Genomic DNA, 13075 nt, shown 5'->3' on the forward strand with positions numbered 1-13075 from the left:
CAGCCATACCCTTGGGACCGGCTACAGCCCCAGGATGAGATGAGCCGACATCGAGGTGCCAAACACCGCCGTCGATATGAACTCTTGGGCGGTATCAGCCTGTTATCCCCAGAGTACCTTTTATCCGTTGAGCGATGGCCCTTCCATACAGAACCACCGGATCACTATGTCCTACTTTCGTATCTGCTCGACTTGTCAGTCTCGCAGTTAAGCACGCTTATGCCATTGCACTATTATCACGATGTCCGACCGTAACTAGCGTACCTTCGAACTCCTCCGTTACGCTTTGGGAGGAGACCGCCCCAGTCAAACTGCCTACCATGCACTGTCCCCGATCCAGATAATGGACCTAGGTTAGAACCTCAAACACACCAGGGTGGTATTTCAACGTTGGCTCCACCGAGACTAGCGTCCCGGCTTCAAAGCCTCCCACCTATCCTACACAGATCTGTTCAAAGTCCAATACAAAGCTACAGTAAAGGTTCATGGGGTCTTTCCGTCTTTCCGCGGGGAGATTGCATCATCACAAACATTTCAACTTCGCTGAGTCTCAGGAGGAGACAGTGTGGCCATCGTTACGCCATTCGTGCAGGTCGGAACTTACCCGACAAGGAATTTCGCTACCTTAGGACCGTTATAGTTACGGCCGCCGTTTACTGGGACTTCAATCAAGAGCTTGCACCCCATCATTTAATCTTCCAGCACCGGGCAGGCGTCACACCCTATACGTCCACTTTCGTGTTTGCAGAGTGCTGTGTTTTTATTAAACAGTCGCAGCCACCGATTTTTTGCAACCCCGTTCGGCTCCCTTTGTTCAAGTTCACCTAATAGGGGCATACCTTCTCCCGAAGTTACGGTATCAATTTGCCGAGTTCCTTCTCCTGAGTTCTCTCAAGCGCCTTAGAATACTCATCTCGCGCACCAGTGTCGGTTTGCGGTACGGTCAATGACAAGCTGAAGCTTAGTGGCTTTTCCTGGAAGCAGGGTATCACTCACTTCGTGTGCAAGCACACTCGTTATCACCCCTCATCTAAGCCCGGCGGATTTGCCTACCGAGCACGACTACAGGCTTGAACCAACATATCCAACAGTTGGCTGAGCTAACCTTCTCCGTCCCCACATCGCACTTGTCATCGGTACAGGAATATTGACCTGTTTCCCATCAGCTACGCATCTCTGCCTCGCCTTAGGGGCCGACTCACTCTACGCCGATGAACGTTGCGTAGAAAACCTTGCGCTTACGGCGAGGGGGCTTTTCACCCCCTTTAACGCTACTCATGTCAGCATTCGCACTTCTGATACCTCCAGCAGGGTTTACACCACCACCTTCACAGGCCTACAGAACGCTCTCCTACCACTTGCAATAAATTGCAAATCCGCAGCTTCGGTAACTGGCTTAGCCCCGTTACATCTTCCGCGCAGGACGACTCGATCAGTGAGCTATTACGCTTTCTTTAAATGATGGCTGCTTCTAAGCCAACATCCTGACTGTTTTAGCCTTCCCACTTCGTTTCCCACTTAGCCAATTTTAGGGACCTTAGCTGGCGGTCTGGGTTGTTTCCCTCTTGAGTCCGGACGTTAGCACCCGGTGCTCTGTCTCCCAAGCTGTACTCATCGGTATTCGGAGTTTGCCTTGGTTTGGTAAGTCGCCATGACCCCCTAGCCAAAACAGTGCTCTACCCCCGATGGTAATACTTGAGGCACTACCTAAATAGTTTTCGGAGAGAACCAGCTATTTCCAAGTTTGTTTAGCCTTTCACCCCTATCCACAGGTCATCCGCTAATTTTGCAACATTAGTCGGTTCGGACCTCCAGTACCTGTTACGGCACCTTCATCCTGCCCATGGATAGATCACTTGGTTTCGGGTCTACACCCAGCGACTGATCGCCCTATTCGGACTCGATTTCTCTACGGCTTCCCTATTCGGTTAACCTTGCCACTGAATGTAAGTCGCTGACCCATTATACAAAAGGTACGCAGTCACCCCTTTCGAGGCTCCTACTTTTTGTAAGCATGCGGTTTCAGGATCTATTTCACTCCCCTCCCGGGGTTCTTTTCGCCTTTCCCTCACGGTACTTGTTCACTATCGGTCAATGATGAGTATTTAGCCTTGGAGGATGGTCCCCCCATATTCAGACAGGATTTCTCGTGTCCCGCCCTACTTGTCGTTAGCTCAGTACCACACATTTGTTTTCGCATACGGGACTATCACCCACTATGGTCGGCCTTTCCATGCCGCTTTGCTAACAATTGTGCTATCACTAACAGGCTCTTCCGATTTCGCTCGCCACTACTTTCGGAATCTCGGTTGATGTCTTTTCCTCGAGCTACTGAGATGTTTCAGTTCACCCGGTTCGCCTCGCATGACTATGTATTCATCATGCGATACCCCTAAGGGTGGGTTTCCCCATTCAGAAATCTCCGGATCAAAGCTTATTTGCCAGCTCCCCGAAGCTTATCGCAGGCTTTCACGTCTTTCGTCGCCTATCATTGCCAAGGCATCCACCACATGCTCTTATTCACTTGACCCTATAACTTTGAACTCTCTTGCGAGAACCCATCGTTATTTTCAAGGAATGTCTGTCAGGTCTTTCACCTGACGCGTTATGCCGTAAATGAATAATTCCTCAACACCGGATGTCTCCATCCAATATCAAAAGAACAATTCGTCTTTACTTGAATTTCAAACGTAGTTTGAATATTCGTTTTGACGCAATCAAAAAATTGTCACCAGGGGCACGGTCCGCACTAAACCTTTACGAATGTGCGGTTTCCCCTGGCAACTCTGATTCGACTCTATGAATTTTTAAAGAACAGCCGTGTGCCTTTCGACACTTGTTAATCGATCAATATCAATCAACACAAAAACAGCCTTCACAATCTTCTTGCAAAGCAGCTTTTGTTTTGAATGATTAATCTCTGGAGCCTTTTCAGACACCATTAACACTCGATAAGTGATGGTGGAGGATGACGGGATCGAACCGACGACCCCCTGCTTGCAAAGCAGGTGCTCTCCCAGCTGAGCTAATCCCCCGTTGTCTTACCCTTGGCACCTTTCAGCACCTGTCTTCAGAAGGATTGGTGGGTCTGGTTGGTCTCGAACCAACGACCCCTGCGTTATCAACACAGTGCTCTAACCAACTGAGCTACAGACCCAAGTCGTTGCTCAACAAACCAGGCTTTATGCCCAAGCCGTCAGCGACTTGCCTTCCAACAACCGATAAGTGTGAGCGTTCAATTTAGATTGCAGTTTCCAGAAAGGAGGTGATCCAGCCGCACCTTCCGATACGGCTACCTTGTTACGACTTCACCCCAGTCACGAACCCCGCCGTGGTAATCGCCCTCCTTGCGGTTAGGCTAACTACTTCTGGCGAGACCCGCTCCCATGGTGTGACGGGCGGTGTGTACAAGACCCGGGAACGTATTCACCGTGACATTCTGATCCACGATTACTAGCGATTCCGACTTCACGCAGTCGAGTTGCAGACTGCGATCCGGACTACGACTGGTTTTATGGGATTAGCTCCCCCTCGCGGGTTGGCAACCCTTTGTACCAGCCATTGTATGACGTGTGTAGCCCCACCTATAAGGGCCATGAGGACTTGACGTCATCCCCACCTTCCTCCGGTTTGTCACCGGCAGTCTCATTAGAGTGCCCAACTGAATGTAGCAACTAATGACAAGGGTTGCGCTCGTTGCGGGACTTAACCCAACATCTCACGACACGAGCTGACGACAGCCATGCAGCACCTGTGTTACGGTTCTCTTTCGAGCACGAAGCTATCTCTAGCGACTTCCGTACATGTCAAAGGTGGGTAAGGTTTTTCGCGTTGCATCGAATTAAACCACATCATCCACCGCTTGTGCGGGTCCCCGTCAATTCCTTTGAGTTTCAACCTTGCGGCCGTACTCCCCAGGCGGTCAACTTCACGCGTTAGCTTCGTTACTGAGTCAGTGAAGACCCAACAACCAGTTGACATCGTTTAGGGCGTGGACTACCAGGGTATCTAATCCTGTTTGCTCCCCACGCTTTCGTGCATGAGCGTCAGTACAGGTCCAGGGGATTGCCTTCGCCATCGGTGTTCCTCCGCATATCTACGCATTTCACTGCTACACGCGGAATTCCATCCCCCTCTACCGTACTCTAGCTATACAGTCACAAATGCAGTTCCCAGGTTGAGCCCGGGGATTTCACATCTGTCTTATATAACCGCCTGCGCACGCTTTACGCCCAGTAATTCCGATTAACGCTTGCACCCTACGTATTACCGCGGCTGCTGGCACGTAGTTAGCCGGTGCTTATTCTTACGGTACCGTCATGAGCTCCTAGTATTAATAGAAACCTTTTCGTTCCGTACAAAAGCAGTTTACAACCCGAGGGCCTTCATCCTGCACGCGGAATGGCTGGATCAGACTTTCGTCCATTGTCCAAAATTCCCCACTGCTGCCTCCCGTAGGAGTCTGGACCGTGTCTCAGTTCCAGTGTGGCTGGTCGTCCTCTCAGACCAGCTACAGATCGTTGGCTTGGTGAGCCTTTACCCCACCAACTACCTAATCTGATATCGGCCGCTCCAATCGCGCGAGGTCTTGCGATCCCCCGCTTTCATCCTTAGATCGTATGCGGTATTAGCGTAACTTTCGCTACGTTATCCCCCACGACTGGGCACGTTCCGATATATTACTCACCCGTTCGCCACTCTCGAGGGGTTGCCCCCTCTACCGTTCGACTTGCATGTGTAAAGCATTCCGCCAGCGTTCAATCTGAGCCAGGATCAAACTCTATAGTTCGATCTTGATTTTTTTCGCTCTTTCGAGCAACTCATAAATTGGAATCGACGCGAACATCATTTCTGATATCCACATCTTTTTTACTTCATGAGCGTTTGTTAGCTAATTAAAGCTAAGTTCCGAAGAACTTGGCAATCACCATCAAACGCCCACGCTTATCGGCTGTATATTTTTAAAGAACCTAGGCAACTCTCATCACCTTATCTTGCTACGCTGCGATCAGCGAAGCCTTGAATTATGACACAGTTTTCAGCGCTGCGTCAAGTTTTTGAAAATTTCTTAGATCACCAAGATCATTTCATCAACCTCTTCGCTGTGCTTGTTTGGCCTCTTTCGAGAGCCTCACTTGTGTGCAGCGAAGCCCTCGATTATGGCACAGCTTTTTAGACCTTGGCAAGTTTTTTGAAGTCTTTGTGGAAGTTTCGTGCTTCCTCACCCGGATAATGGGCCCATGGCTTTACTCACACTCTTGAACGCTTCTCTGGCTTTTGGCCATGTCGCACTCCTCGATCACGCCGACTTCTCTTTGGAGACGTCCGAGCGCATCGGCTTGATTGGTCGCAACGGCACGGGCAAATCGTCGCTGCTCAAGATATTGGCAGGCATGGAGCGGCCGGACGACGGCAACCTGCACCTGCAGCAAGGCGTTCGCATCGCTTATGTGGCTCAGGAGCCCATCCTGGTGCCTGAACATACTATTTTCGAATCCGTTCGCGAAGGCTTGGCCGAAGTGGTGCAATGGATCGACGATTACACACACAGCAGGGGTGACCTTGACACTTTGCAAGGACAAATCGAATCTCGCGATGGTTGGGGCTGGGAGCAGCGACTGGATGAGACTCTGCAACGCCTGCAACTGGACCCGACTGCGGTGGTGCAATCGCTGTCTGGCGGCATGCGCAAGCGTGTGGCCTTGGCACAAGCCTTAGTGACCCGACCTGACGTGCTCTTATTAGACGAGCCGACCAACCACCTGGACCTGAACGCCATCACCTGGCTGGAAGACCTGCTGATCGACTTCAAGGGCAGCGTGATCGCCATCACCCACGACCGGGCGTTTCTGGACCGCATTGCAACCCGGATCGTCGAACTGGACCGCGGCAAGCTGCGCCCTTATCCGGGCAACTACGCCGCCTACCAAGTGCAAAAAGAAGAGCAACTCGCTCAAGAAGCCGTGATTCAGGCCAAGGCCGACAAACTGCTGGCCCAAGAAGAGATCTGGATTCGCAAAGGCGTGGAAGCGCGCCGCACCCGCAGCCAAAGCCGGATCACCCGGCTGCAAAACCTGCGCGGCGAACGTGCGGCACGCCGTGAAAAAGTGGGCAACGTGAAGATGGAAGTCGCCTCGGGCGTGCCAAGTGGCAAGCTGGTGGCCGAGCTGACCGATGTGAGCAAGAGCTTCACCCAACCCGACGGCACGGTGCGCACCGTGATCCAGAAATTCACGGGCACCTTGCTGCGTGGCGACAAGATCGGCCTGTTGGGCCCCAACGGCGCAGGCAAAACCACCTTGCTCAAACTGATTTTGGGCGAACTCGAAGCCGACAGCGGTGAAGTGCGCCGCGGCAGCAAGCTCGAAGTGGCCTACTTCGACCAGATGCGCGACGCCCTGGACCTGAATGCCACGCTGGAAGACTTCATCAGCCCCGGCAGCGAATGGATTGAGATTGGCAACAAGCGCCAGCACGTCAAGAGCTATCTGGGCGACTTTTTGTTCTCGCCCGCACGCGCCACATCGCCTGTGCGGTCTTTGTCGGGTGGCGAGCGCAACCGTCTGCTGCTGGCCCGCTTGTTTGCCCGTCCGGCCAACGTGCTGGTGCTCGACGAACCGACCAACGATCTGGACATCGAAACCCTGGAGCTGCTCGAAGAGCTGCTGCAAACCTACGAAGGCACCGTGTTCCTGGTCAGCCACGACCGCGCCTTCATGGACAACGTGGTCACGGGCATCATTGCCTGCGAGAGCGCCCCGGACCAGCCCGGCTTCTGGCGCGAATACGAAGGTTCAGTGCAAGACTGGCTGATCCAGTCGCAACGCAGCCAGGCCATCCGCGCCCAGGCTGCGCAGCGCAGTGGCACGCCGTCTGCTGCCGTCGCCTCTACAGCCCATGCAGCCCCTGTTGTCGCCACACCCGCTGCTGCGACCCCAGCACGCAGCAAGCTCAGCTACAAAGAGCAGCGCGAGCTGGCCGAATTGCCCGCCAGGATCGAGGCGCTGGAAAAAGAACAGGCCGAAGCCCGTGCGCAACTGGCGGACGGCAGCATCTACCAACGCGATCCGGGACTGGCGCAGCAACTGTTCAAGCGCGACGCCGAGATTGACGACCTGTTGCTGGCCGCCATGGAGCGCTGGGAAATCCTGTCCGCACGCTGAGCCAGCCCAAGGGCTGAACACGCACCGGGACAGTTCTGCCCATGGACAGCTACAACAAAGCCTGACGCGTGCTGGCCAGGGCTCGCCAGAATTTGTCATCTTGCGTGCTGGCAAAGTTCACCCGCATGAACGAACCCGGCCGCCGATCGGCATGGAACAGCGAACCGGGGGCCAGCAGGTAACCGGCATCGTGCATGCGCAGTGCCAACAGATCGGTGTCCACCCCCGCATCCACCCAGCCAAACAGGCCCTGCGGCGGCGCCACGAACTGGCAGCCGTGTGTCAGCGCCAGCTTCACGCTGCGGCTGCGGGCGGCGTCCAGCAACTGCGACAAGCGCTCGGTGTGCCGCCGGATGGCACCTTGCTCCAGGCACAGCGCCAGCGCCTTTTCAAACAAGACAGGCGTGGTGAGCGTGGACAAAAGCTTGGTGTCCAAAAACGCGTCTTTCAAATCCGCCGGGGCCGCCATGTAGCCCACGCGCCAACTGGGCGCGAGGATCTTGGCGTAGCCGCTGACGTAAATGGTTTTTTGCAGGCCATCGAGCACCGACAAGCGCACCGCATGCGCCGGGGCCATGTGCCCATAGGTGTCGTCTTCGACCACATGAAAGTTGTAGCGGTGCGCAAGGTTCACCAGCTGGTGGGCAACGGGTAACGACAAGCCGTAACCCGTGGGGTTGTGCAAGACCGACACGCTGACCATCATCTTGGGCGCATGCAACTGCGCATAGCGCTCCACCACGTCGAGGTCAGGCCCAGTATCCAGACGCGGCACAGGCAAGATGCGCACGCCCAGGTTTTGCAGCCGGGCAAATTCGATCGCCCAGCCGGGCTCCTCCACCATCACGCAGTCACCGGGGCGCAACAAGGTGCGGCTGATGATGTCGAGCGCATGGGTTGCCCCCACGGTGGTGATCAGTTGGCCAGGCGTCGCATGCAGCCCCAAACTCGCGAGCTTGGACGACAAAACTTCGCGCAGACTGGTGTCGCCCTGCGGCTCGCCGTAACGCAAAGACGACTCGCGCAAAGCCGGGCTGGCCACCACTTTGCGCAAAGCCGCCGACAAAAAATCGGCGTCCAGCCAGTCGGGTGGAAACACGCCCATGCCCGGCTGCGGCTCGGCGCTGGGCTGATGAAACATGCCACGAATCAGGCTGGAGGCATTCACCGGCGGCGGGTTGGACACCACACCCCCGGCAGCGGCAGATGTGGGCGGCGTGCGTTGCACCCGGTCACGCACAAAAAAGCCCCGGTTCGGGCGCGCCTCGACCCAGCCCTGCGCCACCAGCCAGTCGTAGGCGGCCACCACAGTCGAGGCACTCACACCATGCATCTGGGCGCATTGCCGCACCGACGGCAAGCGTGCGCCCGAGACCAGCAACTGGTCACGCATGCGTGTCGCAAAACGCTGCGCGAGCTGTTCGGTCAGGGGCTGGCTGGATTCGCGGCTGAGCAAGGACATGGGCGGCCTTCAAACAAAAGTGTGCGGTCAAACGGGGCAATACAGTTTTCAAAATGATCTTGCAAACTGTACCGATACTGTACTCATTTCAGCACTACATTCAAGGGCATGACCTCTTCCGAACTCAGCGCGTTGTTGGTGCTGGCCACCGTGAGCAGCTTCACGCCCGGGCCGAACACCACCTTGTCCACCGCCATGGCCGCCAACCACGGCTTGCGGCGGGCCATGCGCTTTGTGCTGGCGGTGCCGGTGGGCTGGGGCATTTTGTTCACCCTGTGCGCGACGGGGCTGGGCGGCTTGGTGGTGGCCTGGCCACCGCTGCGCTGGGGCATCGTGGTGCTGGGCAATGCTTATTTGCTGTGGCTGGCCTCGCGACTGTGGGGCAGCGGCAGCTTGCAACAAGCCGACAGCGCCAAGCTGCAAGTGGGTTTTGTGCAGGGTGTGAGCTTGCAGTTCCTCAACATCAAGGCCTGGATGTTGGCGCTCGCCATCGTGGCCGGATGGGTCGCCGGGCGCGAAGACGCCGCCGAGCGCACGCTGATGCTGCTGCCCATCATGGTGGCCTATGGCTTCGTGAGCAACCTGACTTATGCGGTGGCAGGCTCGATGCTGCGCCACTGGCTGGCACACGGCCGCCGTTTGCTGGTGTTCAACCGTTGTATGGCCGGAGCGCTGTTGGCCACGGTGGTGTGGCTGTTGAACGGCTTGCGCGCCACGGGTGCATGAAGGCGCACGCATGCACGACATGAAAGCCGAAACCAAGGGCCTGTGGCTCGGTCTGCTGGGCGTGGCGATCTTTGCGCTCACCTTGCCCATGACGAGGCTGGCCATCGGCACGGTGGAAGCCCCGCAGCTGTCGCCCTGGTTTGTCACGTTCGCACGCGCTGCGCTGGCGGGCGGTTTGTCTGCCGTCTATCTCCTGGCGGTTCGTGCGCCTTGGCCGCATGCAACACAACGCAACTCACTGTGGCTTTCACTGGCAGGCAACGCCATCGGTTACCCCTTGCTGCTGGGCTGGGCCCTGCGGCACGTCACGGCCAGCCACGCGGCCGTCATCACCGCTTTGCTGCCCCTGGCCACCGCTGCGGCTGCCGCCTGGCTCATGCACCAGCGTGCACGTCTGGGGTTTTGGGTGTTTGCGGGTTTGGGCAGCGCATTGGTGGCGGTCTACAGCGTGCTGCGGGCGATGCAAATGGGAAATGACTTGGGGCACGGCTTTGGCCTGGCCTGGGCCGACACCTTGCTGCTGGGCGCGGTGGTCGCCGCCTCGCTGGGCTATGTGGCCGGGGCAAAAGTCACCGCCAGCCTGGGCGCTGAAAAAGTCATCAGCTGGGTCTGCGTCATGGCGCTGCCCATCACTTTGCCCGGTGCCTGGCTCACCTGGCCGGAGCACGCCATTGCCCCGTCATCGTGGCTGGCCTTGCTGTACGTCGGGGTGTTCTCGATGTGGGCCGGGTTTTTCGCCTGGTTTCGGGGCCTATCGCTGGGTGGGCCGCTGCGCGTGAGCCAAACCCAATTGCTGCAGCCCTTCATGTCCATTCTGGCAGCCGTCCCTTTGCTGGGAGAATCGCTGGATGCGATGACGCTGGGCTTTGCCTTGCTGGTGGTGCTGACCGTCTTCATGGGGCGGCGCATGGCCAACGCCCCAGCCACCCGATAAACACACATCACGGAGCAAAAACATGAACTGGACCCTGGCCCAACGCGCCGAAAAAATGAATCCCTCAGTGATCCGCGAGATCCTCAAGGTCACCGAAAAGCCCGGGATCATCAGCTTTGCGGGCGGCCTGCCCTCGCCCCAGACCTTCCCGATCGACGCCATGCGCGAAGCCAGCGAACGCGTGCTGCGGGATGACGGCAAAGCTGCCCTGCAATACGCCGCCAGCGAAGGCTACGCCCCCTTGCGCGAATGGGTCGCACAAGACCTGCTCAAACAAGGCATGAAGGTCAGCCCCGACCAAGTGCTGATCACCACCGGCAGCCAGCAAGGCCTGGACCTGGTCGCCAAGATCCTGATCGACGCGGGCAGCCGCATCTTGGTGGAAACGCCCACCTACCTGGGCGCACTGCAAGCTTTCACCCCGATGGAGCCGGTGGCTGTGGCCGTGAACAGCGATGACCACGGCGTGGACCCCGATGACCTCCGCGCCAAAGTGGGCACCGGGGCTGACAAAGCCCGCTTTGTGTATTTGTTGCCCAACTTCCAGAACCCCACCGGCCGCACCATGACCGAAGAACGCCGCGCCGCCGTGGCCCAGGTGGCCATCGAAACCGGCCTGCCGATCATCGAAGACAACCCCTACGGCGACCTGTGGTTTGACGCACCCCCCGCACCCTCGCTCAGTTCGCGCCACCCCGAAGGCAGCGTGTACCTCGGCTCCTTCTCGAAGATCCTGGCCCCCGGTTTGCGCCTGGGCTATCTGGTCGCGCCCAAGGCGCTGTACCCCAAGCTGCTGCAGGCCAAACAAGCGGCCGACCTGCACACGCCCAGCTTCAACCAGCGCGTGGTGGCCGAAGTGCTCAAAGACGGCTTCATCGAGCGCCATGTGCCCACCATCCGCGCTCTGTACAAACAGCAATGCGAAGCCATGCTGGCGGCGATGGACCGTGAAATGGCGGGCCTGGGCCTGAGCTGGAACCGCCCGGTTGGCGGCATGTTCTTATGGGTGCAGCTGCCCCAAGGTCTCAAAGCCGTGCCCCTGCTGGAAAAGGCAGTGGCCAAAGGCGTGGCCTTTGTGCCCGGCTTCGCCTTCTACGCGCAGGGCGCCAACGAAAGCACGCTGCGCCTGTCGTTTGTGACCGCCACCGTCGACCAGATCAACACCGGTATGGCCGCGCTGGCCGCAGCGATCCGGGAATCTTTGCCCGGCCAATAAGCATGCTCAAGATTTGGGGGCGCATCAGTTCCATCAATGTGCGAAAAGTGGTGCTCTGTGCACAAATGCTGAACATCCCTTTTCAGCGCATGGACGCTGGCATGAGTTTTGGTGTGGTCAACACACCAGACTATTTGATGCTCAACCCCAATGCCATGGTGCCCACCATCCAAGATGGCTCATACACACTGTGGGAATCCAACGTGATCGTGCGCTACCTTTGCGCACGGGAAAATCGGCTCTACCCTTCAGATTTACACACCCGCTTCACGGCAGAGCAATGGATGGACTGGCAGCAAACAAGCCTCAATCGCGCCAGCGGGCCTGCCTTCGTGCAATGGATTCGAACGCCTGAAGCCCAACGCAACCACGACCTGATTGCACAATCGGTCGCGGCCACAGAGCCCTTGCTGGACTTGCTCGATCAAAGGCTGCAAAAGCAAGCTTTTGTTGCAGGTGAGCAAATGAGCATGGCTGACTTGCCCATCGCGTGCGAAGTGCACCGCTGGTGGGGCCTGCCGCAAAACCGTCCCCATTGGCCACATTTGGAACGCTGGTACGCACACATGCGCCAGCATGAAGGCGCAGTGGGTGTGTTGGATTTACTTTTGTCCTGAAAGACTTGTCCGCCATGAAAACCCGCTCTTTCCAACAAGTCGACGTCTTCACCGACACGGCCTTTCTAGGCAACCCGCTGGCCGTGGTGCTGGACGGCGAAGGCCTGAGCGATGCACAAATGCAGGCCTTTGCCCGCTGGACACAGCTGAGCGAAACCACCTTTGTACTACCCCCCACGCCCGAAGGGGCCGCTGGCGGTGCCGACTACCGGGTGCGCATCTTCACGCCCGGCGCTGAGCTGCCGTTTGCAGGCCACCCCACGCTGGGCACCGCCCACGCCTGGCTGAACGCAGGCGGAAAGCCTCGCCAAAGCGGCCAGCTGGTGCAGGAATGCGGTGTCGGTCTGGTCAGCTTGAAATCGGTCGACGGCCGCTGGGCATTTGCAGCGCCCCCCTTGCAACGCCAAACACCTGCGCCAGCCCTGCTGGCCGAGGTGCTGGCGGCGTTGGGCCTGCACGCCGACGAGGTGCTGGCCGCGCAAGACCTGAACAACGGCCCGCACTGGCTGGGCCTTTTGATCGACTCGGTGGACAGCCTGCTCGCGCTGGAACCTGACCACGCGGCGCTCAAGCGCCTGAACACCAAGGTCGGCGTGGCGGCCAAACGTGAGACGAATCCCAGCGGCCTGATCCGCCGCGCCAACCGCGAAGCCCGCGCATTTGCGTCTTCCACCCGCATCGCCAACGACCCCACCGACCTGGAGGTGCGCGCATTCGCTGCCCCGGTCGGCATCGCCGAAGACCCGGTCACTGGCAGCCTGAACGCGTCGCTGGCGCAATGGCTGATGGCCGAAGGCCACATGCCTTCGCGCTACAGCGCCCGCCAGGGCACGGTGCTGGGCCGAGCAGGCCAGGTGTTCTTGTCGCAAGACGCGCAAGGCCAAGTCTGGGTGGGTGGCGACGTGGTCGGCTGCATCCAGGGTTCCGTGACCCTCTGATCACCCCAGCGACAGGCGG

The 13075-nt window shown here is 57.9% G+C and carries 7 protein-coding genes, 2 tRNA genes and 2 rRNA genes (1 of these 11 only partly in view); 6 read left to right on the forward strand and 5 right to left on the reverse strand.

What is annotated here, in order from left to right; translation table 11 throughout:
- The 4 genes from B9Z33_RS01505 to B9Z33_RS01520 all read right to left on the reverse strand — a co-directional run.
- Positions 1 to 2530, reverse strand: a 23S ribosomal RNA gene (locus tag B9Z33_RS01505); it reaches 350 nt to the left of the window's first position.
- Between the two features lie 429 nt (positions 2531 to 2959).
- Positions 2960 to 3035: transfer RNA gene (locus tag B9Z33_RS01510), tRNA-Ala, on the reverse strand.
- A gap of 45 nt (positions 3036 to 3080) precedes the next feature.
- Positions 3081 to 3157: transfer RNA gene (locus B9Z33_RS01515), tRNA-Ile, on the reverse strand.
- Positions 3158 to 3258: 101 nt separating this feature from the next.
- A 16S ribosomal RNA gene (locus B9Z33_RS01520) occupies positions 3259 to 4789 on the reverse strand.
- Together the 16S and 23S rRNA genes with 2 tRNA genes alongside form the textbook arrangement of a ribosomal RNA operon.
- A 451-nt stretch (positions 4790 to 5240) precedes the next feature.
- On the opposite strand from B9Z33_RS01520, the gene B9Z33_RS01525 reads away from it, so the two are divergent.
- Positions 5241 to 7163 (forward strand): ATP-binding cassette domain-containing protein, encoded by a 1923-nt coding sequence (locus tag B9Z33_RS01525; RefSeq protein WP_108285263.1) that lies wholly within the window; start codon positions 5241 to 5243, stop codon positions 7161 to 7163.
- Between the two features lie 49 nt (positions 7164 to 7212).
- Here B9Z33_RS01525 and B9Z33_RS01530 read toward each other — a convergent pair whose 3' ends face one another.
- Positions 7213 to 8619 (reverse strand): PLP-dependent aminotransferase family protein, encoded by a 1407-nt coding sequence (locus B9Z33_RS01530; protein WP_199220292.1) that lies wholly within the window; start codon positions 8617 to 8619, stop codon positions 7213 to 7215.
- A gap of 114 nt (positions 8620 to 8733) precedes the next feature.
- On the opposite strand from B9Z33_RS01530, the gene B9Z33_RS01535 reads away from it, so the two are divergent.
- From B9Z33_RS01535 to B9Z33_RS01555, 5 genes are read left to right on the forward strand one after another with little or no spacing between them, the layout of a single operon-like run.
- Positions 8734 to 9351, forward strand: a complete 618-nt coding sequence (locus tag B9Z33_RS01535; RefSeq protein ID WP_108285265.1) for a LysE family translocator — start codon at positions 8734 to 8736, stop codon at positions 9349 to 9351.
- Between the two features lie 10 nt (positions 9352 to 9361).
- The gene (locus B9Z33_RS01540; protein WP_108286079.1) at positions 9362 to 10285 is read left to right on the forward strand and encodes a DMT family transporter; all 924 of its coding nucleotides are present in this window, start codon (positions 9362 to 9364) and stop codon (positions 10283 to 10285) included.
- Between the two features lie 22 nt (positions 10286 to 10307).
- A complete protein-coding gene (locus B9Z33_RS01545) occupies positions 10308 to 11501 on the forward strand; it encodes a PLP-dependent aminotransferase family protein (RefSeq protein ID WP_108285266.1) in 1194 nt (397 codons plus the stop codon).
- A gap of 2 nt (positions 11502 to 11503) precedes the next feature.
- Complete coding sequence (locus B9Z33_RS01550; protein WP_108285267.1) at positions 11504 to 12118, forward strand: glutathione S-transferase family protein; 615 nt, start codon at positions 11504 to 11506, stop codon at positions 12116 to 12118.
- A gap of 14 nt (positions 12119 to 12132) precedes the next feature.
- Positions 12133 to 13056: a PhzF family phenazine biosynthesis protein gene (locus B9Z33_RS01555; protein WP_108285268.1), complete on the forward strand. Its 924-nt coding sequence runs from the start codon at positions 12133 to 12135 to the stop codon at positions 13054 to 13056.
- Positions 13057 to 13075: the final 19 nt, after the last annotated feature.

The organism is Limnohabitans sp. T6-20 (assembly GCF_003063505.1).
Taxonomy (GTDB): domain Bacteria; phylum Pseudomonadota; class Gammaproteobacteria; order Burkholderiales; family Burkholderiaceae_C; genus Limnohabitans_A.